29 protein-coding genes are annotated in these 25,881 nt (G+C 46.0%); 11 read left to right on the forward strand and 18 right to left on the reverse strand.

Annotation, left to right across the window (positions count from 1 at the left end; all coding sequences use genetic code 11):
• Positions 1-246: 246 nt before the first annotated feature.
• The 3 genes from GLV81_RS14605 to GLV81_RS14615 all read left to right on the forward strand — a co-directional run bounded on the left by GLV81_RS14605 (position 247) and on the right by GLV81_RS14615 (position 3,524).
• On the forward strand, positions 247-1,305 hold the full coding sequence (locus tag GLV81_RS14605) for a sensor histidine kinase (protein WP_157479525.1): 1,059 nt from the start codon (positions 247-249) through the stop codon (positions 1,303-1,305).
• Positions 1,306-1,344: 39 nt separating this feature from the next.
• Positions 1,345-2,079 (forward strand): LytR/AlgR family response regulator transcription factor, encoded by a 735-nt coding sequence (locus GLV81_RS14610; protein WP_157479526.1) that lies wholly within the window; start codon positions 1,345-1,347, stop codon positions 2,077-2,079.
• 152 nt (positions 2,080-2,231) lie between these two features.
• Complete coding sequence (locus GLV81_RS14615; protein ID WP_157479527.1) at positions 2,232-3,524, forward strand: M28 family peptidase; 1,293 nt, start codon at positions 2,232-2,234, stop codon at positions 3,522-3,524.
• Between the two features lie 75 nt (positions 3,525-3,599).
• Here the strand turns inward: GLV81_RS14615 and GLV81_RS14620 are convergent, their stop codons facing one another.
• The 5 genes from GLV81_RS14620 to GLV81_RS14635 all read right to left on the reverse strand — a co-directional run bounded on the left by GLV81_RS14620 (position 3,600) and on the right by GLV81_RS14635 (position 7,883).
• Complete coding sequence (locus GLV81_RS14620; protein ID WP_157479528.1) at positions 3,600-4,103, reverse strand: hydrogenase maturation protease; 504 nt, start codon at positions 4,101-4,103, stop codon at positions 3,600-3,602.
• Entirely contained in the window at positions 4,100-4,897 is a 798-nt protein-coding gene (gene cybH, locus GLV81_RS14625; RefSeq protein WP_157479529.1) for a Ni/Fe-hydrogenase, b-type cytochrome subunit, read from the reverse strand. Before cybH ends, GLV81_RS14620 begins: the two co-directional genes overlap by 4 nt.
• Before the next feature lie 109 nt (positions 4,898-5,006).
• Positions 5,007-5,549, reverse strand: a complete 543-nt coding sequence (locus GLV81_RS21840) for a nickel-dependent hydrogenase large subunit (protein WP_246186030.1) — start codon at positions 5,547-5,549, stop codon at positions 5,007-5,009.
• The gene (locus GLV81_RS14630; RefSeq protein ID WP_246186031.1) at positions 5,524-6,732 is read right to left on the reverse strand and encodes a nickel-dependent hydrogenase large subunit; all 1,209 of its coding nucleotides are present in this window, start codon (positions 6,730-6,732) and stop codon (positions 5,524-5,526) included. The genes GLV81_RS21840 and GLV81_RS14630 overlap by 26 nt, the downstream gene beginning before the upstream one ends.
• A 26-nt stretch (positions 6,733-6,758) precedes the next feature.
• The gene (locus GLV81_RS14635; RefSeq protein ID WP_157479530.1) at positions 6,759-7,883 is read right to left on the reverse strand and encodes a hydrogenase small subunit; all 1,125 of its coding nucleotides are present in this window, start codon (positions 7,881-7,883) and stop codon (positions 6,759-6,761) included.
• Positions 7,884-8,054: 171 nt separating this feature from the next.
• Here GLV81_RS14635 and GLV81_RS14640 point away from each other — a divergent pair, with 171 nt between their 5' ends.
• From GLV81_RS14640 to GLV81_RS14655, 4 genes are read left to right on the forward strand one after another with little or no spacing between them, the layout of a single operon-like run.
• Positions 8,055-8,234, forward strand: coding sequence for a hypothetical protein (locus GLV81_RS14640; protein WP_197428425.1), 180 nt, complete (start codon positions 8,055-8,057; stop codon positions 8,232-8,234).
• 3 nt (positions 8,235-8,237) lie between these two features.
• Positions 8,238-8,579, forward strand: a complete 342-nt coding sequence (gene hypA, locus GLV81_RS14645) for a hydrogenase maturation nickel metallochaperone HypA (protein ID WP_157479532.1) — start codon at positions 8,238-8,240, stop codon at positions 8,577-8,579.
• Between the two features lie 24 nt (positions 8,580-8,603).
• Positions 8,604-9,491 (forward strand): hydrogenase nickel incorporation protein HypB, encoded by an 888-nt coding sequence (hypB, locus tag GLV81_RS14650; RefSeq protein ID WP_157479533.1) that lies wholly within the window; start codon positions 8,604-8,606, stop codon positions 9,489-9,491.
• A gap of 18 nt (positions 9,492-9,509) precedes the next feature.
• Positions 9,510-9,767, forward strand: coding sequence for a HypC/HybG/HupF family hydrogenase formation chaperone (locus GLV81_RS14655; protein WP_157479534.1), 258 nt, complete (start codon positions 9,510-9,512; stop codon positions 9,765-9,767).
• A 53-nt stretch (positions 9,768-9,820) separates the two neighbouring features.
• Here the strand turns inward: GLV81_RS14655 and argH are convergent, their stop codons facing one another.
• The 13 genes from argH to GLV81_RS14715 form a co-directional block, all read right to left on the reverse strand.
• Positions 9,821-11,116 carry an argininosuccinate lyase gene (gene argH, locus GLV81_RS14660; protein ID WP_157479535.1) on the reverse strand — a complete coding sequence of 432 codons (1,296 nt, stop codon included), beginning with the start codon at positions 11,114-11,116 and terminating at the stop codon, positions 9,821-9,823.
• An 11-nt stretch (positions 11,117-11,127) separates the two neighbouring features.
• On the reverse strand, positions 11,128-12,195 hold the full coding sequence (locus tag GLV81_RS14665) for a M20 family metallo-hydrolase (protein WP_157479536.1): 1,068 nt from the start codon (positions 12,193-12,195) through the stop codon (positions 11,128-11,130).
• Positions 12,196-12,201: 6 nt separating this feature from the next.
• Complete coding sequence (locus GLV81_RS14670) at positions 12,202-12,786, reverse strand: HAD family hydrolase (protein WP_157479537.1); 585 nt, start codon at positions 12,784-12,786, stop codon at positions 12,202-12,204.
• Positions 12,750-12,857: an HAD family hydrolase gene (locus tag GLV81_RS21605; protein WP_343030572.1), complete on the reverse strand. Its 108-nt coding sequence runs from the start codon at positions 12,855-12,857 to the stop codon at positions 12,750-12,752. The genes GLV81_RS14670 and GLV81_RS21605 overlap by 37 nt, the downstream gene beginning before the upstream one ends.
• A 3-nt stretch (positions 12,858-12,860) precedes the next feature.
• On the reverse strand, positions 12,861-13,652 hold the full coding sequence (gene argB, locus GLV81_RS14675) for an acetylglutamate kinase (protein WP_157479538.1): 792 nt from the start codon (positions 13,650-13,652) through the stop codon (positions 12,861-12,863).
• A 172-nt stretch (positions 13,653-13,824) separates the two neighbouring features.
• On the reverse strand, positions 13,825-14,805 hold the full coding sequence (locus tag GLV81_RS14680) for a Rossmann-fold NAD(P)-binding domain-containing protein (protein ID WP_157479539.1): 981 nt from the start codon (positions 14,803-14,805) through the stop codon (positions 13,825-13,827).
• A 167-nt stretch (positions 14,806-14,972) separates the two neighbouring features.
• A complete protein-coding gene (locus GLV81_RS14685; protein WP_157479540.1) occupies positions 14,973-16,127 on the reverse strand; it encodes an aspartate aminotransferase family protein in 1,155 nt (384 codons plus the stop codon).
• A gap of 172 nt (positions 16,128-16,299) precedes the next feature.
• Positions 16,300-17,283: an N-acetyl-gamma-glutamyl-phosphate reductase gene (gene argC / locus GLV81_RS14690; RefSeq protein ID WP_157479541.1), complete on the reverse strand. Its 984-nt coding sequence runs from the start codon at positions 17,281-17,283 to the stop codon at positions 16,300-16,302.
• Between the two features lie 11 nt (positions 17,284-17,294).
• Entirely contained in the window at positions 17,295-17,654 is a 360-nt protein-coding gene (locus tag GLV81_RS14695) for a cupin domain-containing protein (RefSeq protein WP_157479542.1), read from the reverse strand.
• Positions 17,655-17,769: 115 nt separating this feature from the next.
• Entirely contained in the window at positions 17,770-18,966 is a 1,197-nt protein-coding gene (locus tag GLV81_RS14700; protein WP_157479543.1) for an argininosuccinate synthase, read from the reverse strand.
• A gap of 62 nt (positions 18,967-19,028) precedes the next feature.
• The gene (locus GLV81_RS14705; RefSeq protein ID WP_246186032.1) at positions 19,029-19,718 is read right to left on the reverse strand and encodes a GNAT family N-acetyltransferase; all 690 of its coding nucleotides are present in this window, start codon (positions 19,716-19,718) and stop codon (positions 19,029-19,031) included.
• Positions 19,719-20,392: 674 nt separating this feature from the next.
• A complete protein-coding gene (locus tag GLV81_RS14710) occupies positions 20,393-21,061 on the reverse strand; it encodes a hypothetical protein (protein ID WP_157479545.1) in 669 nt (222 codons plus the stop codon).
• A 20-nt stretch (positions 21,062-21,081) separates the two neighbouring features.
• Complete coding sequence (locus GLV81_RS14715) at positions 21,082-21,732, reverse strand: imm11 family protein (protein WP_157479546.1); 651 nt, start codon at positions 21,730-21,732, stop codon at positions 21,082-21,084.
• Between the two features lie 284 nt (positions 21,733-22,016).
• Here GLV81_RS14715 and GLV81_RS14720 point away from each other — a divergent pair, with 284 nt between their 5' ends.
• The 4 genes from GLV81_RS14720 (at position 22,017) to GLV81_RS14735 (ending at position 25,877) form a co-directional block, all read left to right on the forward strand.
• Entirely contained in the window at positions 22,017-22,931 is a 915-nt protein-coding gene (locus GLV81_RS14720; RefSeq protein WP_157479547.1) for an extracellular catalytic domain type 1 short-chain-length polyhydroxyalkanoate depolymerase, read from the forward strand.
• Between the two features lie 117 nt (positions 22,932-23,048).
• Positions 23,049-23,618, forward strand: coding sequence for a hypothetical protein (locus GLV81_RS14725; protein ID WP_157479548.1), 570 nt, complete (start codon positions 23,049-23,051; stop codon positions 23,616-23,618).
• 75 nt (positions 23,619-23,693) lie between these two features.
• Positions 23,694-24,533: an SRPBCC domain-containing protein gene (locus GLV81_RS20585; RefSeq protein WP_246186033.1), complete on the forward strand. Its 840-nt coding sequence runs from the start codon at positions 23,694-23,696 to the stop codon at positions 24,531-24,533.
• Between the two features lie 15 nt (positions 24,534-24,548).
• Positions 24,549-25,877, forward strand: coding sequence for an APC family permease (locus tag GLV81_RS14735; RefSeq protein WP_157479549.1), 1,329 nt, complete (start codon positions 24,549-24,551; stop codon positions 25,875-25,877).
• Positions 25,878-25,881 lie beyond the last annotated feature (4 nt).

The raw sequence follows: 25,881 nt of genomic DNA on the forward strand, positions 1-25,881 counted from the left end.
TGAAAAAATAGGCCCTGCACAAGTGTTCATCATGTCAAAAATCCCCCTTAAGCGGCCAAACATCAACCCCGCCAAACAGCAGCTCAAACCAAGAAGCAACCTTTTAACCTTCAATGCCAACCAGTTACATAGTTATGGGTGGTAGAAGTGGGCCTGCCGGTAACTTTATCCCAAGCCGGCACTATACGCATTCAATCCTCATTTGCCAAAGCATTTAGGACTATTTTGCCGGTCATTTCAGCACTTATGTTTAAAAGGAAACTACCATATTACTGGATTGCGCAATTTGGCGGCTGGGGATTTTATGTGTTGTTGTACACCTTTTACTACTACACCATTAGTGCCTATTACAGCGATTACGCCTACTATTTCCAAAACATGTTTACCGAGGCAGGCACCGGCTTTTTGATTTCGCACCTCATGCGTACCGTCATCAAAGAAACCAAGCTCCTCACCCTATCGCTGGCCAAGCAAATAGGCTGGATGGTAGTTACCACCCTCATCTTCGGTTTCATCTACAGTAGCGTGGTGGTGGTGATTGAAGAAAAAATGGGTTGGGAGCCAGAGTATTATATCGGCGCCACTTTTGCCTACAAGCTGGCCCGCATGGCTGTGGGTGGTGCCTTGTTTTTTACCATCTGGAGTTTGCTGTACCTGATGTATCATTATGTGGTGAGTACGCAGCGGCAGCGCATCAATCAGGTAAAACTGGAAGCCGTTGTAAAAGATCTGGAACTGAAAACCATCAAGGCACATATCAACCCGCATTTTATTTTCAATGCGCTGAATAGCATACGTGCTTTGATTGATGAAAATCCCGACCGGGCAAGAACTGCCGTTACAGAACTGAGCCAATTGCTGCGCAGCAGCATGAATGCCGATAAAGAAGAATTGGTGAGCCTCGAACGAGAGTTGAAAATCGTGAACAACTATCTGGCCCTAGAGCAAATCAGGTTTGAAGACCGGCTCAGAGTACAACTCGATATAGACCCCGATACACTCAAGCAAAAAGTACCGCCCATGATGCTGCAAACCCTGGTGGAAAATGCCATCAAACATGGCATCAGCAAAGAGATGCATGGCGGCGAAGTATTTATTGGTTCCGACTTTGTAGCCGATCATCATGAACTGGTGGTACGCAACACCGGCCACCTGGTAAGTACAGATTCTGAAGAAGGCTTCGGCATCAGCAGCACCACCAACCGGTTGCAATTGCTTTTTGGCAACAAAGCGTCTTTCAATATTCAAAACGTAGCAGGGCATACTGTAGAAGCAAAAATTATTATGCCGGTTACTGTCAACTAAACTTGCATCATTCCAAAACCGTTACAAAAACATTTTCTTATGACAAAGAAAGCCATCCTGATAGACGACGAACGCCTGGCCCGCAACGAGCTCCGCAAAATGCTGGTCGATTATCCGGACATTGAAATTGTAGATGAAGCCGGCAACGTGCAAGAAGGTTTGGAAAAAATAGACCTGCACAATCCTGATTTAATTTTTCTCGACATCAACATGCCGGGCAAAACAGGTTTTGATTTGTTGCAGGAACTCGATCGTTCACCGTATGTCATTTTTACTACTGCGTATGATGAATATGCGGTAAAAGCGTTTGAAGTAAATGCATTGGACTATTTGTTGAAACCCATTGATCCCAAGCGTTTGGCCGATGCCATACACAAAGTGGGCGAATTGGTGCAAAAAGAAAAACAAGCGGTGCAAGAAGCTGCACAACGCGGCAAACTCACAGAAGAAGATCAGGTGTTTGTAAAAGATGGTGAACGCTGCTGGTTTGTAGCCCTCGGCGATATTCGCTTGTTTGAAAGTGTGGGCAACTACGCCAAAGTGTTTTTTGGCAACAACAAACCCCTCATTTTGAAAAGCCTGAATGCATTGGAAGAACGACTGGATGAAAAAGTATTTTTCCGTGCCAACAGAAAACACATTGTCAACCTTCGCCTGGTAGATAAAGTAGAAAACTACTTCAACGGTGGGCTGCTGCTCGAACTGAAAGGAGGCGACAAAATTGAAGTGAGCCGCCGGCAAACCGTGAAGTTTAAAGAGATGATGAGCCTGTAAGAAGCAGAAGGCGGAAAGCAATTTGCAGAAAGCAGTTTGCAATTTGCAAGGCAAAAAACTTCAATCAAGAAATACCAACATCAACACATACCATCGAAAAACTTTGTGAGCCTTTATTTTCCATTGTGTCTTCGTGGTTCAAAAAAACATTCATGAAATTCATTTTATCTACTGCTATTGTTTTTTCTGCAGCATTTGCCTGCACAGCACAAAAAGCCGACGATGTAATCACCCCGGCTGAAGTAAGCCGTGTATTGGGCACTCTCAGCAGCGATGCCATGGAAGGCCGCCGCACTTTTACACCCGGCATCGAAAAAGCAGCCGCATTCATTGCCGAAGAGTTTAAAAAAGCGGGCTTGCAACCCGGTGGCACCAACGGAAGCTTTTTGCAAAGTTTCAGCATGTATCAGGCTTCGGTAGCTGGAGGCACTGCCAATGTTGATGGTCAAACCGTTGCTATCACAGATATCATTTGCCAAACAACTTCACCCAAAGTAACGGTTAGCAATACCGGCAATTATGAAGTAGTAAGTATTAACGCCAAGGATAACTTTTTTGCTCAGTACCGCACCCTGCGCAACAAAACAAACAACCTTATCATTTTTGTAGACACCGCACACCGCAACAGTTTTCAGCGGTTGAAGTCGTTCGCAGGTGGCCCGCAGTTTGCCAGCAACAACAGCCAGGTGTATGTGCTGAGCAGCCAGGTAAAGCCTGCTGCCTTTCAGCTTGACTTAACCATGCGCATCGAAGAAAAAAAGCTGGCAAACGTGGTAGCTGTGCTGCCCGGCAAAAGCAAGCCCAATGAGTATGTAATCTTCAGCGGCCACTACGACCACCTTGGTTATGGCAAGCCCAACGAAAAAGGTGACAGCCTGTACAATGGCGCCAACGATGACGCTTCGGGCACAACGGCTGCAATTTTGCTGGCGAAATATTTTAAAGCCTTGGGCAATAACGAACGCACATTGGTGTTTGCAGCATTTACTGCAGAAGAAGTGGGCGGCTATGGTGCCACTTACTTTTCAAAGCAGTACAAACCCGAACAGGTGATGGCGATGTTCAACATAGAAATGATTGGCACCGACAGCAAGTGGGGCACTAACTCTGCTTACATTACCGGTTATGAAAAAAGCAGTATGGGTACCATTTTGGAAAAGAATCTGCAGGGTACAGCGTTTAAGTTTTACCCCGACCCCTACCCCGACCAGCAACTGTTTTACCGCAGCGACAATGCTACACTGGCCCGTTTGGGTGTTCCTGCTCATACCATCAGCACCAGCAAAATGGATAGCGAACCTCACTACCACAAAGCCAGCGATGAAATTGGCACACTCGATACTAAAAACATGGCCGAAATCATTCGGGCCATTGCGCTGAGCAGTCGCAGTATTGTAAGTGGCACCGACACACCTACAAGAGTAGATACTCAAAGCCTTCGTTAATCGCATTTGCATACATCAAAAAGGGCTGTTCACTTACGTGGCAGCCCTTTTACCATTTACCAACATCCATCAGCTTCATGCGCCTGAAACAGCCATTGCCGGTGAGGCAGGCTCCATTGCCTTTGCCACCAGCTGCTGTACGGTATTGGCCAATGCAGGAATTCGCTCCCTGATGGTTGAAGTCATTTCAATGCCTTGTTGCTGCAGCGATTCTATGCTAATCACCACCAGCCATACATCTGGCATTTTACCCAGTATTTGTAACGCATTAATGAGGTCTCGCATACCAATGTCGTGAGTGCTCATGGCCCTTGGAAAATCGGCTGCAAATTTTGGCCGTATTACCCGAATGGTGCCAATGTCGTAATTGTCCAGCGCAGCGTCTATAAGGATGACCACATCATACTGTTCAAAAAATTCGAGCAGGTGAAAGCCGCCTGTGCCGCCATCAATTACGTCTACTCCTTGGGGCAAAAGCTGCTGTTGCTGCAGGTATTCAGCGAGGTGAACGCCTACGCCTTCATCGCCCATCAGGTAGTTGCCAATACCCAACACCAATATGCGGGGAGTTACACTCATACAGTTGTTTCTTTTTGTGCGTTGTCTGTGTTGTCTGTGTTGTCTGTGTTGTCTGTTCCGGCAGCATTGGCTTTCTGCTCTTGGTGATGATCGAAATATTCTTGTTCAATAAACTTCCAGCCACCACCCATGCTACTGATTTCGCCACGGCCTTCTACATAATCGTGGTAGAAAACCAGGTACACATGCACCACAGAAAACAGTACAAAAAACCAGGTAGCCCAATGGTGAATCTGGCGCATCATGATATCACCACCAAAGATGACTTGTACCCAGCCAAACATTTTTGGAAACCACCAGGTGCCCATACTGCTGTATAAGCCAAAGCCTGTGAGGCACTGAATCAGAAAAGCAATAAACGTGAGAAAATAAGTGAAGCCCGCCACTGCATTGTGTCCTACTTCCAGGTGGTGGCCTTTGTCTTTCATCATCAGCACATCAATTTTGATGACATGCATAAATTCTTTCCAATACTTTTTGGTGGTAGGAATAAAGTTGCGCCAGTTGGCGTATTTGTTTCCTACAAAACCCCAGTAGATACGAAATACAAAATTGAAAAAGAAGATATACGCAGCAATGAAGTGAATGATGCGCATATAGCCCATGTTGAATGTTTCGGCAGCTTCGCGGTTGCTTTGCACCGCCAGTGGGTTGCCTATGTACAATCCGGTAACGATGAGCACCAGTATCGCCAATGCATTCAGCCAATGGTAAATGCGCACCGGCAATTCCCACACAAACACCCTGCGCAGGTATTTGATGTGTGGCTTTTTTGTATTTACAGTTGCGTCCATACAAGTTGATTTAAAACAATCAGCAATGAAGTTGAAACCAACCCAAGTGCTGTGCAGCATACACAAGGCATGCCACACAACGAATTGGTTTGGGTTAGTTTATACCGTGTTATTCGCCCAGCACAGATACCCGTGATACATGGTTGCCGTGCTCATCGTAAATGTGTACACTGCAAGCCAGGCATGGATCGAAGCTGTGAATGGTGCGGATAATTTCAAGTGGCAAATTGGGGTCGTGTACAGGCGTATCGAGCAATGCTGCTTCGTAAGCCGACCGCTGACCTTTTCCATCTCTTGGCGAGGCATTCCACGTAGTAGGCACTACCAATTGATAGTTGGCAATTTTACCGTCCTTTATATTGATGTAATGTGCCAATGCACCCCTAGGCGCTTCACCAGTGCCTACACCTTTGGCTTCAGCAGGCCATGTAGAAGGATCGAACTTATCGGTATTGGCCATGCGGGTATCGCCCTTCTTAATGTTGTCGATGAGCTGATCATAAAAATCGAGTGCCCATGTAGCTACGAGCTTACATTCTAAGCCACGTGCCGCCGTACGACCGAGTGTAGAAAACAGTGCGGTGGCAGGCACTTGCAACTGTGCCAATGCAGCGTCCACTACTTCTTTAAACGCTTGGTACACCTTTGGCATAACCAATGAGTACACGGGCCAGCGGACCTACTTCCATGGCATGCCCTTTCCAACGTGGTGTTTTCAAAAAGCTGTAAGCCTGCGACACATCGAGTTGCTCAAACGGAGGTTTTGGTCCGGTATAATTGATTTTGCTTTCGCCTTCCCATGGATGCAATCCTTTGTCTTTTCCTCCCTCATAATCGTACCATGAGTTAGTGATGAATTCTTGTATTTCATCATTTTTTCTAACATCCACTTCATGCACTTTCGACAAGTCCTTATTGAGAATAACACCCGAAGGGAACAGGAATGTTGCCGGGTCTTTACTGCCATTGGCACTCAAATCGCCATAAGCCATAAAGTTGCCCAAGCCACCACCAATGCCGCCCCAGTCTTTGTAGAAAGAAGCAATCGCCATTAAATCGGGGATGTACACTTGTTCAATAAATTCTTTGCCCTGCTTCAGCAAATGATGCACGTAGGCTAAGCGTTCTGCATTGATGCCACTTACATCATCGGTAGCAATGGCGCAAGCCATACCACCCACCAAGTAGTTGGGGTGCGGGTTTTTACCACCGAAAATGGTTTGCACTTTTACAATCTCTTTCTGCCAGTCCAGTGCTTCCAGATAGTGGGCTAACCCAATCAGGTTTACTTCGGCAGGAAGCTTGTAGGCAGGGTGGCCCCAGTATCCATTGGCAAAAATGCCCAACTGGCCACTCTCTACGAACTTTTTAATTCTGTTTTGGATATCGGTGAAATATCCAACAGAACTTTTAGGCCATTTAGAAATGCTCTGTGCCAGCTCCGAAGTTTTCTTTGGATCGGCTTTCAAGGCATTCACCACATCTACCCAATCCATAGCATGCAGGTGATAGAAATGCACTACGTGGTCGTGCATGTACAAGGCACAAAACATGAGGTTGCGCACCAGCTCTGCGTTGGGCGGCACTACAATACCGAGTGCATCTTCCACACACCTTACAGAAGTAAGCGAGTGGGTAGAAGTACATACACCACACACACGGCCTACAAAAGCCCAGGCATCACGAGGGTCGCGGCCCTTGAGTATTTCTTCGAGCAGGCGTACCATGGTACCACTGCTGTAAGCGTCTTTTATTTTCCCGTTTTCAATTTCAGCTTCTACCCGCAGGTGTCCTTCAATACGAGTAACGGGGTCAACAACTATACGTTTGGTCATAACAAATGAGTTAATCGTTCAATGAATTATTCGAGGTCTTTTTCGCTTTGCTTGCCTTCTTTTTCCAGATTGCTCACCAGCTTTTGCTTGCGCAAGTTGGTAGCTACTGCATGCACGGCCAATGCACCGGCAGTAACGCCAAGGGCAGCCATGCCTACTTTATCGGCATCGGCTTCAATACCAAAGCCGGGGAAAGCAGAAGCTCTTTCATACAAACGACCATTATCCCAATAGTTTTCTTCGCTACAACCAAAGCAGCCATGCCCGCTCTGAATGGGGAAACTCACCCCGTTATTCCATCGCATCACTCCACAAGCGTTATAGGTGCTTGGTCCTTTGCAACCCACCTTGTACAGGCAGTAACCTTTCTTCGCATTTTGATCATCGAATGATTCAACATACAAACCTGCATCGTAGAACGGACGACGGTAGCAGGTATCGTGTACACGCTTGCTGTAGAAGGCTTTCGGACGACCGATATTGTCGAGTTCAGGCAAACGATCGAACGTAACCACGTGTACAATTACGCCAGCCATTACTTCACCAATTGGCGGACAGCCGGGCACTTTTATTACTGGTTTTCCTTTCACCAATTTATGTATAGGTGTAGCTGATGTAGGATTGGGTTTAGCCGCCTGCACACAACCATTGCTGGCGCAACTACCCCATGCAATAATTGCTTTGGCATTTTCTGCAGCTTCTTCCAGTATTTGTAAGGAGGTTTTACCACCAATCATACAATACACACCATCTGCAGCGGTAGGCACACTTCCTTCTACGCAGAGGATGTATTCGCCTTTGTGTTTTTCCATGGTATGCTTCATGGCTTCTTCTGCCTGAAAGCCTGAAGCAGCCATTAAGGTTTCGCTATAGTCCAGCGAAATCTGATCGAGCAACAAATCGGCCACCATAGGGTGCGATGACCGAATGAAACTTTCGCTGCAACAGGTACATTCCTGAAAATGCAGCCAGATAACCGGCAAACGCTTTTTGGTTTCCAGCGCTTGGGTAACCTGCGCCACACCCGATGCCTCCAATCCCATGAAGGCGCCCATCATAGTACAAAATTTTGTAAAGTCTCGGCGGGAGTAGCCCTTGCGGGTTGCCTCTTCTAAATAAGTAGGCATTTCCCTGGAAGGAAAAAATGGCATAGACAAAAGTTGGAAGTGATAGAAGTAATACCATAGTAAGATTACAACCGGGTGCGAACGCCGATAAATGAGAACAATCAAATTGAGGTATGACATTCGTCAGCAATTGCAGGTGAGGGCAGCTGGTAACTTAGAACCATTTTAATGTATTGCCATATGAAAAAAGCCCTCATGCTTGCTTTTGCAGCTTCTCCATTATCACTACTGGCCCACGAAGGTCACGGACATGTAGCCGGCAACAATCCACTTCACTATGTAGCTGAGCCCATGCATGCTATGTTATTGGTAGTAGCCATTTCAATTGTAGCCGCTGCAGTGTATGCCATTAAAAAGCAACGCAACAAATCATAAGCGATGCATGAATTGTCCATTGTACAAAGTATTGTACAGATTGTAACTGCTGAAGCTACAGCCGCCAATAGCCGGCAAGTAGATGAAGTGGAACTGGACATTGGCACCATGAGTGGTGTAGAATTATCAGCCTTTCATTTTGCATGGAGTCAGGCTGTAAAAAACACGGTGATGGCTGATGCAAAACCTATCATCAACAGCATAGAAGGCAAAGCCAAATGCATGATGTGCGACACTACTTTTTTACTGGACCATTATGCTACGCCCTGCCCCAACTGTGGCAGTCATTTTATAGATATTCAACAAGGAAAAGAACTGAGGGTGAAAGCCATCAGTGTTCGATAACGGAAATTTTAAAAGCCCCAACTTATGTGTACCACCTGTGGTTGCGACGCCGGCGCCAGCATTACCTATCATGCCATCGACCCTGCCCAACAAGCAGCTCCGCATGAGCATACGCATGACCACCATCATGAGCACCATCATCACGACCACGACCATTCGCATGAGCATGGTCATCATCATCACCACCATCATGGAGATCATGCGCATTCGCATCATCATGAACATGCACATGACCACAGCCATACGCACAGCATACAGCTGGAGATAGATGTGCTGCAACACAACAACAAACTGGCCGAACGAAACCGTGGCTATTTTGAAGCCAAGCAAATACTGGCTATTAATTTGGTGAGTTCGCCTGGCAGTGGTAAAACCACTTTGCTGGAAAAAACATTGGCCCGGTTAAAAGTCAGCATGCCTTGTACTGTGATTGAAGGCGATCAGCAAACCATGCAAGATGCCAACCGCATAGCTGCAACCGGCGCTAAAGTGGTGCAAATAAATACGGGTAAAGGCTGCCACCTCGATGCAGATATGGTAAACAATGCCTTAAAACAATTGAAGCCGGCTGACAACAGCATCGTGTTTATTGAAAACGTGGGCAACCTCGTTTGTCCTGCTATGTTCGACCTGGGCGAACAAACCAGAGTGGTGATTGCCTCTGTAACGGAAGGCGACGACAAACCGTTGAAGTATCCCGACATGTTTCATAGTGCACAGCTCTGTATCATCAACAAAACGGATTTGCTGCCGTACGTTCCTTTTGATGTAGCAGCATTTAAAAGCAATGCACTGAAAGTGAACCACCACTTACAATTCATTGAACTGTCGGCTTATAAAGAAGAAGGGTTGGAGCCATGGCAAGAATGGCTGCACAGCCAGTTGCATGTTCACCATGTACATCATCATTAATCTACAACCGTTACACTTATGTGCTTAGCCATACCCGGAAAAATAGCCAGCATTGCCGGCCAGCTCGATGAAACCTTCAGAACTGGCAAAGTATCTTTTGGCGGTATTGTAAAAGAGGTCAATCTGTGCATGGTGCCCGAGGCGAATGTGGGCGACTATGTAATGGTACACGTAGGTGTAGCCATTAGTGTAGTAGACGAGGCTGAAGCGCAACAAACCTTTCAGTACCTGCAGCAGATGGGTGAAGTGGAAGAATTGGAACCCGATAAACATTAAGCGTAAAGCGCCACCATATTGTGTTGGTAAATTTGGTAATTGGTTAGTGCTTGCTAAAACTTAGCAAGCACTTTTTTCATTTCAGCGGTAATATCATCCAGACACAAATTGCTGATGCTGCCTTCATGCGTATGTAAGAGCTGCTTGTAGTCGTAACTGAAAGTGCCGGCATCTACCTGATTGCCCACTTCGCGGTAAGCATCACGGTAAGAAACACCTTTGTTCACCAAATCATTCATCGCTTCTACCGTAAAGAGGTACTTGTATTTTTCATCTTTCAAAATATCTGCCTTCACTTCCATGTGGCTCAACATGAGGCAGGTCATTTGCAAGCAAGCTTTCAAATCGCTGATAGCAGGATACAAAATTTCTTTGGTCAGCTGCATATCGCGGTGATAGCCGCTGGGCAGGTTGTTGATGAGCAGCGTCAATTCGTTGGGTGTAGACTGAATGCGGTTGCACTTGGCACGAATCAATTCAAACACATCCGGATTTTTTTTGTGCGGCATAATGCTGCTGCCCGTGGTGAGCTCATCCGGAAACTTGATGAAACCAAAATTCTGGTTGATGTACAGGCAACAATCATACGCCAGTTTGCTCAACGTGGCAGCAATATAACTGATGCCTGTGGCCACCGCTTTCTCAGTTTTACCACGACTCATTTGCGCATACACGCTGTTCCAGTTAAGGGTAGCAAACTGTAATTTTTCAGTAGTACTTTTTCTATTCAATGGAAAAGAAGAACCATACCCGGCGCCACTGCCCAATGGGTTTTTATTGGTGATGGCATAAGCTGCAGCTAACATTTCCATGTCATCTACCAGGCTTTCGGCGTAAGCACTCAGCCACATACCCGCAGAAGAAGGCATGGCGATTTGCAAATGCGTATAGCCGGGAATGAGTTTGTCTTTGTGCTGTTCGCTCAGGGTGATGAGCAATGAAAACAAGGTTTCGGTTTCCTGCTTCACTTCTTGCAGTGTAGCCCTCAAAAACAACTTGATATCCACCGCCACTTGGTCGTTGCGGCTACGGCCGGTATGAATTTTTTTACCTGCTTCACCAATGCGTTGGGTGAGCAGCAACTCTACGTAAGAATGAATGTCTTCTACATCTGCAGGCAGCACAAATCCCTGCTGCAATACTTCTGTATGAATATTGGTCAGTTCTTTTTGTACCAGTTCATTTTCTTCGGCAGTCATCAAACCTTGCTCCGTGAGCATGGCTACATGTGCCATGGAACCTTGCACATCAAACGGTGCCATCAGGGCATCAAATTCTTTGTCTCTGCCTACTGTAAACTGCTCTACCAGTTGTGAGGTTGCTGTAGCATCTTTCGACCAAAGCTTCATGATTGTAATTTTTAGCTGACCACTTTTGATACCAATTGAATATACGTATTGATACCATCTTCAATTTCCGACAGATAAATAAATTCATCGGCAGTATGGCTGCGGGCACTGTCACCAGGGCCAATCTTCAATGTTGGGAAAGGCATCAGGGCTTTATCGCTGGTGGTGGGTGAACCGTAATACCCTTTACCCAATTCTAAACCAGCTTTTACCAGCGGATGATCCAACGCAATGGAAGTACTTTTCATGCGGGTGGTGCGTGGCTTAAAACTGCTCTTCAAATTTTGCCTGAGCATCTCCAGCATTTCTTCAAACGTGTACAGTTCATTTACCCGCACATCAATCACAAACTTGCAGGTAGAAGGCACCACATTGTGTTGCACATTTTCTGTACCAATGACAGTAACGGTCATGCGACTGGGACCGAGCAAATCACTCACTTTATCAAATGTGCAATTGCGAATCCAGTTGATGTCATCGAGTGCATTGTACAAAGCATTTTCGCCTTCATTGCGGGCTGCGTGACCTGCTCTGCCTGGCGCTACACAATCAATAACCATCAGGCCTCTTTCGGCCACTGCCATTTCGAGTTTGGTGGGTTCACCTACAATGCCAAAATCGATATGACCTAAATAAGGCAACACCAATTCAATACCGTTAACGCCACTGATTTCTTCTTCGGCACTGGCTGCAAACACTACGTTGTGCGACAAATTTTCTTTGTCGACAAAGTACAGGAAAGTAGCAATCAACGATACCAGACAACCGCCTGCATCATTGCTGCCGAGGCCAAACAGTTTCCCTTCTTTCTCAATAGGTGTAAAAGGATCGATAGTATAGCCCTTGTTAGGCTTCACTGTATCATGATGAGAGTTGAGCAGCACACTCGGTTTTGCAGGATCGTAGTGGCGGTTAAACGCATACACATTGTTGCCTACACGCTTGTAGGTAACACCATGTTTTTCAAAAAAAGCACAGATGATTTCTGCTGTTTCATTTTCTTCTTTTGAAAATGAAGGCGTAGCAATGAGCTCTTTGAGCAGCGCCACGGCATCTTGAAAAAGAATGGAATTGTCCATAGTTGGTTAGAATAAAGAAGTGATATGATGTGTGGCAAGCGAACAATAATCTTTGATAACTTTTTGTACAGGCAATTGCTGCATGGCTTCTTCCGATAAACTGGTAGCCACACCAATTACTTTCATGCCAGCTGCTGTGGCTGCCTGAATACCAGATGCAGTGTCTTCGAATACTAAACAATTGGCGGGATTTACCTGCAACTGTTGTGCTGCATACAAATACACTGCCGGCGACGGCTTTCCTTCTTTCACAATATCACTCGTTACAATGCAGTCGAAATAATGGCGGATATGAATGGCATCTACAGTAAAATCAGCATTAGAAAAATCAGCTGCTGTAGCCAGTCCGACTTTCAATCCCGTAGCTTTTAATTGTTCCAACCAATCAATCAATCCATCGATGGGTTTGATTTCATCTTTGTATAATTCTCTGAAAGCCGCTTCTTTCATGCTGCCCAGGCGAAACGATTCTTCATCCGTCAAATGATCGCCAAAAATGCGGGGCATAATGTCGAACAATGTGCCATGATGAATGCGGTCAAATTCTTCGGGTGTCATGTGAATGCCTTGCTGCGCAAAAACACTTCCCATGACTGATGGTGATAAGGCAAACTATCTACCAGTGTGCCATCCATATCGAATATGACTGCTTCTAATGCCATCGTTTATTTTATCAATGTACCCGATGTTTTTTCAGTTGTGTTTTGTAACAGGTCATCTGCATGGCCAATCAATACTTCGTGCACACCAGCATGTATGGCAGCAAAAGCATTGTCAATCTTTGGCAATATGCCCGCAAACAATTTGCCTTCATCTTTCAGCTGTTGGTAGTTGTGCTGGGTGATGCTGGCAATAACAGAATTGTCATCATCCACATTTTCCAATACTCCTTTCTTTTCGAAGCAATACAACAACCTTACAGTATAGTATTCACTCAACGCAATAGCCAAAGAAGATGCAATAGTATCTGCATTGGTGTTGAGTATGTGTCCTGCACTGTCGTGAGTGAGTGGTGCAAACACAGGCTGCAAACCCAGTTGCAGCAAGCCTTGCAGCGTAGTGGCTGCAATTTGTTGCGGCGTTACATCGCCCACCCAACCATAGTCAATGGTTTTTACAGGACGCTTGGTAGCCGGCATCATGTTGGCATCGGCACCGGTAAGGCCAATGGCATTGCAACCCAAAGCTTGTAACTGTGCTACAATTTTTTTGTTGACCAACCCACCGTACACCATGGTTACAATATCAATGGTATCATCATCCGTAATTCGTCGACCGTCTACATAGTTTGATGCAATGCCCATTTGATCACCAATACGGGTCGCAATTTTACCACCACCATGTACCAAAATGCAGGGATGCTGAATGCGGGCAAAATCTTGCAGAAACAAAGCCAGCTTGGCTTCATCATCTATCACATTGCCGCCTATTTTGATGACGAATAATGGTTGCTTCATTCTAAAAGTTTCACTTATTGACTTAAAGATTTTACATGATAATCATGTTTCATTTTTTCTTTGCCCATCTTTTACCCTGTCCACTCCATACCTGCGGTCACAATTTGTGACCGGATGTTTCCCCGTTTCAGATTATTGATATAAATACAATATTGAATGGTTAATGATTCGTCTACTTACTTAACAATGCTGCCAGTACCGCTTGTGCTGCCCATACCCGGTTGCCGGCTTCTTCTGTAACCAAACTATTCGGGCCATCCAAAATTTCATCACTCAGTTCCACATTGCGGCGCACCGGCAGGCAATGCATCACTTTGGCATTATTCGTCAGCGCCAGCTTTTCATTGTTGAGCATCCAGTCCGGATCATTGCAGTAAATTTTTCCGTAGTCGTTGTAGGTGCTCCAGTTTTTTACATACACAAAGTCGGCATCTTTCAATGCTTCATCCTGATTGTGTGTAATGGTTGCGCCTTTGGTAAACTGTTCATCCAGTTCATAATCTTCAGGATGAGTAATCACAAAATCAACGCCCTCTCCATTGGGGCCATCCCATGCATTTACCCATTGGGCAAAGCTGTTGGCCACACACTGCGGCAGTGGTTTTACGTGTGGTGCCCAGGTGAGCACAACCTTGGGCTTACGACCTGCAGGCAATGGATTTTTCCGCAGCGACTCCGTCATAGTGGTAATATCCGTGAGAGATTGCAATGGGTGCAACGTAGCACTCTCCAAACTCACAATAGGTATGCCTGCGTATTTGATGAATTGATTGATGTAGAGTTCGCTGTAATCATCCGCTTTGTTTTGCAAGGATGGAAATGTGCGAATGGCCAGCATATCAAAATACTTACCCATGATTGGGGCGGCATCTTTCACGTGCTCTACGGTATCGCCGCTCATAATGGCTTCGTCTTCAAATTCCAGCTTCCATCCTTCGCCACCTACATTAAACACGATTGATTCCATGCCCAAATTAGCCGCAGCAACCTGTGTGCTCAATCTTGTACGCATCGACGGATTGAGGAATAACAAACCGATGCGTTTGTTCGCACCCAGTTGTTTGTCTTGCAATGGATTGGCTTTGTAGGCCAGCGCCTGCTCCACCATTTCCTTCACCGAAGGCACATCATGCACGGAAATAAACTGTTTCACAATCAACTATTTTAATGTCAGTTACACGAATTACACGGATTATACTAATTACACGAATCAAAGCAAAGAAGGGCTGTTACCAAGATCTCAATCGCACTGCATTTCCCGCAAGCATCTACTACACCACCATTCAATCAATCAACTCATTAACCAATTAACCAATCAACCTACTCCTCCTCTTTCTCCTGCACAGCCGCAATCGCTTCCTGCAGGGCTTCCAAAAATTCATCGGCCTGTTTGCGGCTCAGCGCCAGCGATGGCAGCAATCTAACAACGTTGGGTTTTGCTTCACCTGTAAATACATTGAAATCATTGAGCAATACTTTGCGCAGCTCTTTCAACGACTCGGGCGGATCAAAGCCAATCATCAAACCACGACCGCGAATGTTTTCTATACCGGCAATTTTCTGCAACTGACTTTTGATGTACATGCCGCGTTGCTTCGCCATGCTGATGAGGTTTTCTTTCTCTATCACTTCCAACACCGCCAAAGCAGCAGCGCATGCCAAATGATTGCCACCAAAAGTGGTACCGAGCATGCCATGCTTGGGCAAAATATGTGGTGCAATTAAAATACCTCCGATAGGAAAACCATTGCCCATTCCTTTGGCCATGGTATAGATGTCGGCATTGACGCCAGCAATATCATGCGCAAAAAACTGACCGGTACGGCCATAGCCACACTGCACACTATCAGCTATGTACACGGCACCATGTGTATCACACAATTCACGAATGAGTGTCAGGAAACTCGCATCAGCTTCTACAATTCCACCTACGCCCTGAATACCTTCGATGATAACGGCTGCGATGTCTTCGCCTTGTTGTTGAAAGCAGGCTTTTAATGCTGCCGCATCGTTAAAGGGAAGAAAAATAACATTATCAGTTTCGTTGACTGGCGCTACAATTTTCGGATTGTCGGTAACGGCTACTGCCAGTGAGGTACGACCATGAAAAGCTTTGCTGAAAGCAACGATTTTCTTACGACCATTGTGAAAAGATGCCAGCTTCAATGCGTTCTCGTTAGCTTCTGCCCCACTGTTGACCAAAAACAATTGGTAATCGGTTTTGCCACTCACCTGAGCCAACTTTTCTGCCAACTGCTGTTGAATAGGAATGCGGACAGAATTGGAATAGAACGCAATTTTATTGAGTTGTTCTTCTATGCGGCGCACCCAATGCGGATGTGTATGGCCAATGCTGATGACTGCATGGCCGCCATACATATCGAGGTACTGTACACCATTGTTATCCCACACATAGCTGCCGGCTGCTCTTTCAATGGTGATGTCATTAATTGGATAAACGTCGAAAAGTTTCATGTTGAATGCTTAAGTCTAAATGCTAAAAGCTGAAGGCTAAAAGCTTTTACCGAAGTGATTTAATTAAGTTTATGAGTTGTGCTTTGACAATGCCTATTTGTAGCTTTCTGGCCCCCTAATCCCCAGAGGGGGAAAATCTTTTTGCCTTTTGCCTTAGGCTTTATGCCTTCAGCTAGAAATATGTTGCTTTAAGATTGAGTCCTGTTTTTTCATCTAAGCCAAATAGCAGATTCATGTTCTGCACAGCCTGGCCGCTGGCGCCTTTCAGCAGGTTGTCGATCACAGAATGCACCACCAGTTTGTTGCCGATTTTCTCCAACTGAATGATGCACTTGTTGCTGTTGACCACCTGCTTTAAAAACACAGCTGAACGGGTAACATGGGTAAATGCCGCCCCTGCGTAAAAGTCTTCATACAAAGCATAGGCTTCTGCCAGTTCGAGGTCGCAGGGCAAGGTGCTCGAAATAAAAATACCTCTGGTGAAATCGCCCCGCCAGGGCACAAAATTTACACCCCCAACTTTGTCAAAAGAGGATTGCAACTGCTGTAACGATTCGGTGATTTCACCCAAGTGCTGATGCGTCAGCGTTTTGTACGCCTGTATGTTGTTGGCACGCCAGCTGAAATGCGAAGTGGCACTCAGGCTTTGGCCTGCACCGGTGCTGCCTGTGATGCCCGTAGTATAAACTTCTGTCAGCAAACCGGCTTTTGCCAGTGGCAATAACCCCAACTGAATGGCGGTTGCAAAACAACCGGGGTTGGCTATGTTTTGCGCTGTTGCGATTTGCGCCTTATTCAATTCGGGTAAACCATAAATAAAGGTGCGTTCACCTTGCACCGCATCGGCATGCAAGCGAAAGTCGTTGCCAATGTCAATCAGTTTTACAGTAGCAGGAATGTCATTTGCCTGCACAAACTTTTTGGCTTCGCCGTGACCGGCGCAGAAAAACAGTACATCGATATCGAAGTGATGCGTAGCGGCAAATGTTTGATCCGTATCGCCCAGCAAATCGGCATGTACCTGATGCAAAGGATTGCCGGCATTGCTACCGCTTTGCACAAAGCTCAGTTCTACCTGCGGATGGTTGATGAGCAAACGAATCAGTTCGCCCCCCGTATATCCTGCACCACCAATAATGCCTGCTCTGATTTTCATGATTGTATTTTTTAAACGGCTATCCTGTCGGTACCAACAGCGGGCTGACTGGTCACCACAAAACGTAGAGTGCTACTGCCATGGTTGCAAATGCGATGCTTTGCACCCGGCGCTATCAACACGCCTTCACTTTGCTTCAACTGAATGGCGTCGTTATCAATTTCCATGCTGGCTTCGCCGGCCAATACATAAAAAAACTGCTGACAGTGACGGTGAAAATGTACCAGCTCACAAGCACCCACCGGCATTTGCTCCAGCTTCACACTCAACTCAGGTTGATCAACCAAAACATACGCATCACAATCATTGCCCCACTTGTATTGCTCAAGCGGTGCTGCGTCGGATACGATAATGTTTTTTCTATTACTCATCAAGCCTGTTTGTTTATTTGTGGTTTGTTGTTTATTGTTTTTGGTTATTCAAATACTAAACAGCAATCCAATGTCCGCATTGGCACATTGTCAAATTAGCTAATTGGTACATTCTCTATTCTTCATTCACCTTGTGCCAAATCACTGTTTGGTTGCCAAAGATTTTGCTGAAGCCACGCACATCATCGCCTGTAAAGCCGGTGTTCATTTCACCGTACTTGCCAAACTTGCTGCTCATGAGGTCGTAAGCACTTTCAATACCAGTCACCTGGAAATGGTATGGCTGCAATTGCACAAATACCTTTCCGGTTACATTGTGCTGTGTGCTTTCAAAGAAGGCTTCAATATTGCGCATCACCGGATCCATAATCTGCCCTTCATGCAGCCAGTTGCCGTAGAACAATGACAGCTGATCTTTCCAGCTCAGTTGGTTTTTGGTGAGTACGTGTTTTTCCAACAGGTGGTGTGCTTTGATGATGATCATGGGTGCAGCAGCCTCAAAACCCACCCGGCCTTTAATGCCAATGATGGTATCGCCCACATGAATATCGCGGCCCACACCGTAGGGTGCAGCAATGCTGTGCAAATGGTTGATGGCATCTACCGGATGAGCAAACGATTGACCATCTACACTGATGAGCTGACCTTTGTCGAAGCCCAACTCCAAATTTCTGGTGCCGGTTTCTGTTACCTGTGTAGGCCAGGCGCTTTCGGGCAACCACTCTTTGCTGTTGAGGGTTTCGCGGCCACCCACGCTGGTGCCCCACAAACCCTTGTTGATGGAGTAAGCGGCTTTCTCAAAATTCATGTCCACGCCTTTGCTTTTGAGGTACTCAATTTCTACCTCACGGCTCAGCTTCATGTCGCGGATGGGCGTAATGATTTCTACACCGGGAATCATGATATGAAAAATCATATCGAATCGCACCTGGTCGTTGCCGGCACCGGTGCTGCCATGTGCTACCGCATCGGCCTGCAGGTTTTTGGCATGCTCGGCTATGTGCAGGGCCTGCATCAGGCGTTCGGCACTCACACTCAGCGGGTACGTATTGTTTTTGAGCACATTGCCATACACCAGATATTTGATAATGCGGTCGTAGTAAGGCTTTACCGCATCTACGGTAGTGTGGCTTTTTACACCCAGCTTGTACGCATGGGCTTCAATCTGCTGCAGTTCAGCAGCACTAAAACCACCCGTGTTTACAATCACACTGTGTACTTCATAACCCTTGTCTTCACTCAGGTATTTTACGCAGTAGGTGGTATCGAGGCCACCACTAAATCCCAATACTACTTTTTTGGCTGTGCTCATGTTGGTATGTCATTAAAGGTTGAAATCAAAAAAAGGCAGGCAATCGTACAGCAACCCTGCGGTTACCAATGCAAAAACAAACTCATCAGCAAAGACTTTTTCTCTTTGCCGGCGGCTTCATTTTTTTTACCCAGTATACCCCGCCAAGTTTGCTTAATGCGCAGCCAGCGTTCGTACACCTTGCTGTTTTCCCGAAACATTTCGGCGGTTTCTTCTGGCTGATAATGGTCTTTGGGATCGTAGAGCATGGCAGTGCACATGCAGTTTTTGCGTTCCTTACTCATCAGAATGTCGTAGTTCACACAGCTTTTGCAGCCAGCCCAAAAGGCATCATCCTGTGTCAGTTCGCTGTAGGTAACCGGCTCGTAGCCCAGGTCGCTGTTGATTTTCATCACTGCCAGTCCTGTGGTGAGGCCAAAAATTTTGGCTTCCGGATACAGTTTTCTGCTCAGCTTAAAAATCTCCGCTTTAATGGATTTGGCCAGTCCGGCCTTGCGGTATTGTGGCGATACAATGAGGCCACTGTTGGCCACATACTCGCCGTGGCTCCAGGTTTCGATATAGCAAAAGCCTGCCCAAATACCGGTGGCTTTTTCAAAGGCGATGATCGATTTGCCTTCCAGCATTTTTTGTTTTACGTAGTCAGGACTGCGCTTGGCAATCCCCGTGCCCCGGGCTTTGGCACTGCTTTCGTATTCGTCGCATATGATTTGCGCAAAGTCTACATGCGTAGCATTGGCTGGTATAATCAAGAAGTCATTTTGCTGCATAACCCCAAAAAGAAAATTGGTAATGGAAAACGGTGAACGAACAAAGGCTACGCCCCGGCGCAGCTACCAACAAAACCTATGTGTTGATATACAAATGGGGAAATTATCGTCGCACCGCCACGGGGTATGGACGTACGAAAAAACCCGGCCTGCACGGCACAGTAAAAAACCCACGCTTGTTGAAGGCGTGCATGATCATCTCGGTGATCAGCTGTATGGGTGAGTTTTTTGACATTTTCAGTTCAGAATCAAAGAAGTCTGTAAAATTTTCGATTGCGGGGCAAAGAAACTGAAATATTTCGATGCAGGACCCGTTTTTTCTCTCTGCGTACGAAAAAGTTTTGTGAAAGGGGCCGTGAGCTGCACCCCATTTTTCAGCTGCAGTTCCGGCTGCTGCGGGGTGCCGTGCCCCCACTGCGTTGGGGTCACCCACGCCTCGACTAAGTCGAGGCGTGGCCCTCCGCATCCGGCAGCCCATCAGCAGCAGTACTATCAAATACGATTTCATCAAACTCGAATGCAGAGGAAAACAATAACATGAGGAAGGGCTACTTAGATTTTCGCTAAGTAGCCCTTATACTTTATTCCATTGATTTAGATCAGTGAGACAGTCTCTATCCTAAATAAACAGGCATTAACAAACCCTGTTTTGATGACTAGCATATTTGGTTCGCATCTATAAATTCAAGCCCAGTAAAACCCTTATTGATTATGGTACTTTTAACTTCATCGCTTACGTAATAAGCCCAACCACTACTTACTCTGCTCAGAAAAAAGAATTCTGCACTAAAATTTCTATTGAAATAAATTGGGTCCATGCATAAACTTAGCGGTGGCTTTAGCGTACGCTCCAACTCCAGAAAGGAATTCAAGTTATCTACTTTTACCAGCTGATTATTTCGCTTATCACTTGAAATTGTGCTCCATCTTATTGTTGTTTTTTCAAAGTCTACCAATTCATACGAAGATTCATAGCAATTCATGTAGAAATAATCATCTATCGCGATAGAATTATGCCAAACAGTACTAGGAATAAATTGAACTTTTCTGTCTGCAACAGATTTCAAAAATTCCATTAATTGCTTACTTACCAGCGGCATACTTCTTGTACCCGCAAATGAACATGGCATGTAATCCGTCAAGTTGGATTTTGGGTTGACGATTGGTTCTGGAAATACCATCTTTTCAATATCAGCTTCTTGAAACCAAAAGTTTTTTGAAGACCTAGGATCACTATCAAGATTGACTGGAAAATGACCCGTCTCAATTTGAGGATGCTTGCCAATTATTCTCAGGTTGCTTGTAGGTATAATTTTATAATACATCTGTTACTTAAATAGATTTCCTACAGAACTTCATCCAATTCCATATACCGAATACCTGTGATTTTGTTCTGCAAAAGAATCTCTTTTAATCGTTCGCTAATAAAAAAAGTTGGAACGCCATAAGTATAATCTAATCTTATAAAATCATAATTACATTTTTCTGATATCTTGAAGGCAGAAATCTTAATACCTTGAGGAAGGCGAGTTGATTCTACGAGGATTTGAAACTCATTCAAATCCTTTACCTGGATTCTCTTTTCCTCTTCCCAAGTAGTCTTCATTATCGAAATTGTAGTATTAGAAAAATCAATACACTCCATACACACTTTTAAAGCACGAAGAAGAAAATACTGATGCGCTTCATCTTTCTTGAATATATAGATGGGAATAAACTGTACATTATCAATTTCTTCAGCTTCGAAAGTACTTTTAAATCTTTCAGACACAATCCAATCACTATTTATTGGAAACGAAATAACATCTGTTAATTTGGCTTTACTTCTAAGTCGAAAAGAAGGAACATACACTTCCTCTGAAAGTGCTCCAATATCGGGTTGATTAAAAAGATGCCGAGGATCATCCATGTGTAAGCCATCAGACATTTCTCCCCTTTGGGGAACAATTCCGACTTCTTTTAAATTCGTGCTATCTTCAATTCTATAGAATTTCATACTCAGAATATTTTTCTTTCTTTATTTAAGGGGGGCGATAGTTTATCTCATCAAAATGTATTGAGTGAAAGTACCATATACTAACTCAATGCCAATTCCCAAAAAGGAACCACGAATTAATGTGAGTGACTGTTTAGGTTAGTCGATGTGCTTTTTTAGTTAACGGCACTATCTTTTAAGTAAAGAATATTCTGTTTACTCTTTCTATTATCTATTGATAACGTTCCTACTTAAACATTCTGCACATTTGCCCGTCTTACCCACCTATTCTCGTTTACCCTCCTATGAAAAACCAAATCACCTGCTGCCTCGCCGGCTTGCTGCTTTTGCTGGCCGCCTGCAAAAAAGATGACACACCTACTACCCCCAAAGTATACCGCTTCAACAGCAGCATACAGGTAGATGGCCTCACCCGTACTTACACTGTCAACCTGCCCCCCAATTACTACGAAGCCAGCAATTTGTCGCTGGTGATAGCCCTGCACGGAGGCGGTGGCAGCGGTGCCCAGTTCGAAAGCACCAATAACCTCACTCCCAAAGCCAATGCTTCCGGTTTCATTGTGGTGTACCCCGATGGTACCGGCGTCATCAACACCTGGAATGCCGGCCGCTGCTGCGGCTCCGCCATGAACAACAAAGTGGACGATGTAAAATTCATCAGCCAACTCATAGATAAACTGCTGGCCGATTACAAAATCAATCCCAAAAAAGTGTACGTCACCGGCCACTCCAACGGCGGCATGCTTTGCTACCGCCTCGCCTGCGAACTGTCCAATAAAATTGCCGCCATTGCACCCAATGGTTGCAGCATGGTGATGTCTACCCCCTGCAACCCCGCAAGGCCAGTACCCATTTTGCACATGCATTCCAAACTCGACCAGCATGTGCCTTATCAGGGTGGTGTAGGCAATGGAGTAACCGGCATTTCAGTGCCGCCACTCGATTCCGTATTTACCGTGTGGTCGGGCAAAAACGGATGCACCAACCCCAACCAGCTGAGCTTTAGCAACAGCAGCTACAGCCTTACAAAATGGCTGAGCTGCAGCAACAACAGCAGCATTCATTTTTACCTTACCAACGATGGCGGCCACGGCTGGCCCGGAGGATTGCCCGGCGGCCCCAGCTCCGATATACCTTCCACCGCCATCAATGCCAACGATTTGCTCTGGGATTTTTTTCAGCAGTATCAACTACCCTGACAATCGTCTTTGGCCACAAGCCAAATGGCGTTGTTACAAAGGGCTTAGTAACTGTAGCAACGGTGTGGGGTTGTATCAAACCCTGGCTACTTTTGAAGCACCTAAAAAGTGAGGCGTATGAGAAAGCATTTGTATGTATTACCCCTGCTGCTGCTGAGCATGCATGCAGCCATGGCGCAGGGCATGAAGGAAGCCCCGGCCGACAAAGCCCTTGTGTATTTTCTTCGCCCATCTGGCTTAGGGGCACTCATCAACTTTAGTTTTTTCGACAGTGCACAAGTCATAGGCCGCTTCAATGGCGAAAAATACATGCTGTACGAATGTGCACCGGGACCACATATTTTTTGGGCCCGTTCAGAAAACAAGTCGTTTATCAGTGGGCATCTCGAGGCTGGCAAGGTTTATTTTATTGAGGCACAACCGCAAATGGGCGGCATTAAAGCCGGGGTTGAACTGGTACAGGTAGACCCGGCAGACAGCAAGCGAATGACACGGTTGCTAAAATTCATCAACAAACGTAAACCACGCACATTTACGCAAGAAGAGTTGACGGAACTCAGCACCGATTTGGAAGATGTACTTCGCCGCGGCATGAAAGAGTTGCAAAGCATGCGTAGCAATGGCGACATTATTCCGGTGATTGACAACAACAAACACATTGTTGTACCCGCACCAGCCACCCTGTAATTTTCCTTTTTACAACGCCATGCATTTCTTACAGCATGGCGTTGTATTTTTCAGCCCATCCATCAAACAACTGCTATGCAAACACTTTCTTTTTCCATTGACATCAATGCTGCACCTGAAACCGTTTGGTTTGTACTCTGGAACGATTTGCTCTACCGCAAATGGACAACGGCTTTTTGCGAAGGCTCTTATGCCGTGAGCACCTGGCAGCCAGGCAGCCGCATCCATTTTTTATCGCCGGGCGGCCGCGGCATGTATGCCGATATTGTGGAGATGGAAGCACCCCGCAGCATGCGGTTCAAACACTTGGGCGAAATAGTAGATTTTGAAGAAACAACGCCTCCGGAAAATTGGTCTGACAACATTGAAGCTTATCAATTGGAGGCAACTGCTGCAGGCACCAAGCTGCATGTGTCGGTAGATACACTGGAAGCATACTGCGGTCCATTTGAAGACATGTTTCCTAAAGCTTTGGAAATAGTAAAAGCATTATCGGAAGATTTTCAGATACACATCAGCACCCATGTACTGGCTGATATTGAAACCGTATGGCAGTGCTTTACCCAGCCCGAACACGTTACACAATGGAATCAGGCATCGGACGATTGGCATACTCCACATGCCGAAGCTGACCTGCGGGTGGGCGGCTCCTTTACCCACCGCATGGAAGCCAAAGACGGCAGCATGGGATTTGATTTTATCGGCACGTTTGATGTGGTAGAACCTTTTACCCGCCTGGCGTATCACATGGAAGATGGCCGTAAGGTCAACGTTACTTTCACGGAAACAGATACGGGCACACAGGTACACGAAGCTTTCGATCCGGAATATGAAAACAGCTTCGAATTGCAATACGCCGGCTGGGGTGCCATTTTGGAAAGTTTCCGACAGTATACTGAAGGCCAGCACGAATAGCAAGATGATGTTTGCATGAAAACTACACCCCGTACGCTTGGGTTGGCTACGGCCATTAGTTTGGTAGTGGCCAATATGGTGGGCAGTGGCATTTATACCAGCCTTGGTTTTCAGTTGCAAAACATGCAGAGCCTGTTTGCCGTACTGATGCTTTGGGTAGTGGGCGGTTTGGTGGCATTGTGTGGCAGCCTGGTATATGGCGAGTTGGGCGCTGCGTTTCCGCAGAATGGCGGCGAGTATAATTTCTTGTCGCAACTCTATAGTCCGTTATTGGGCTTCCTTAGCGGATGGATCAGTGCGATTGTAGGTTTTGCAGCCCCTGTAGCGGCAGTATGCATTGCATTGGGCAACTATCTGCACAGTGTATTTCCAACTTTACCTGTTTTGACCACTGCTGTGTTGGCGCTGCTTTGCATCACCGCTATACATGCCTATAAAACCTCGTTGGGAGCAAGGTTTCAGCAGATAAGTACACTGCTCAATGTGGGCGTAATGCTGTTGCTCATCATCAGCGGTCTGAGTGTGATGCATCCGCAAACCATCAACGTAGCACCAAGCAAAGCCGGCTGGCAGGAAATCTTCAGCAATCCAAACTTCGTGACCAATTTGTATTGGGTAAGCTATGCGTATACCGGTTGGAATGCGGCTAGCTATATAGCCGGCGAAATAAAACAACCCGGCCGCAACTTGCCATTGGCGCTTATCATTGGCAGTGTGCTGGTCATGTTGCTGTACCTGTGCATCAATTATGCGTTTTTGTATGCCGCTCCTGTCAGTGCTTTGCAAGGGCAGCTTGAAGTAGGATTTGTAGCCGCACAATACATGCTCGGCAGCAATGGCGCCCAATTGTTTGGCATCATCATTTCCATTTCTCTCATCAGCACGATTAGTGCCATGACCTTTGCCGGCCCAAGGGTTACGGCCCGGCTTGGCCACGAAGTACAAGCCCTGCAAGTGTTGGGGCGCATCAACAGACATGGTGTACCCGGCATCGCCATTGTGGCACAAAGCCTCATTGCATTAGTGCTTGTCTTATTCAATCAGTTTCAATTGGTGATTGACATTATTGGTTTTACCCTAAGCCTGAGCACCAGCCTTACGGTAGCCGGTGTGTTTATATTACGACGCAAGCATGCTCATCTGCAACCCGCTTACCGCACATGGGGTTATCCTGTTACACCCATCCTTTTTTTACTCATCAATGCATGGATACTGTACTACGGATTTATGCAAAAATGGCAAGCAAGTTTGGGCGGATTGCTCATCATCGTTTTGGGTGCTGGGCTATGGTGGTGGAATAAAAAAAGCGGAACGCCAACAAGCATTCCGCCGAACAAGGGGTAAGCAA

The organism is Phnomibacter ginsenosidimutans (genome assembly GCF_009740285.1).
In the GTDB taxonomy this organism is placed as follows: domain Bacteria; phylum Bacteroidota; class Bacteroidia; order Chitinophagales; family Chitinophagaceae; genus Phnomibacter; species Phnomibacter ginsenosidimutans.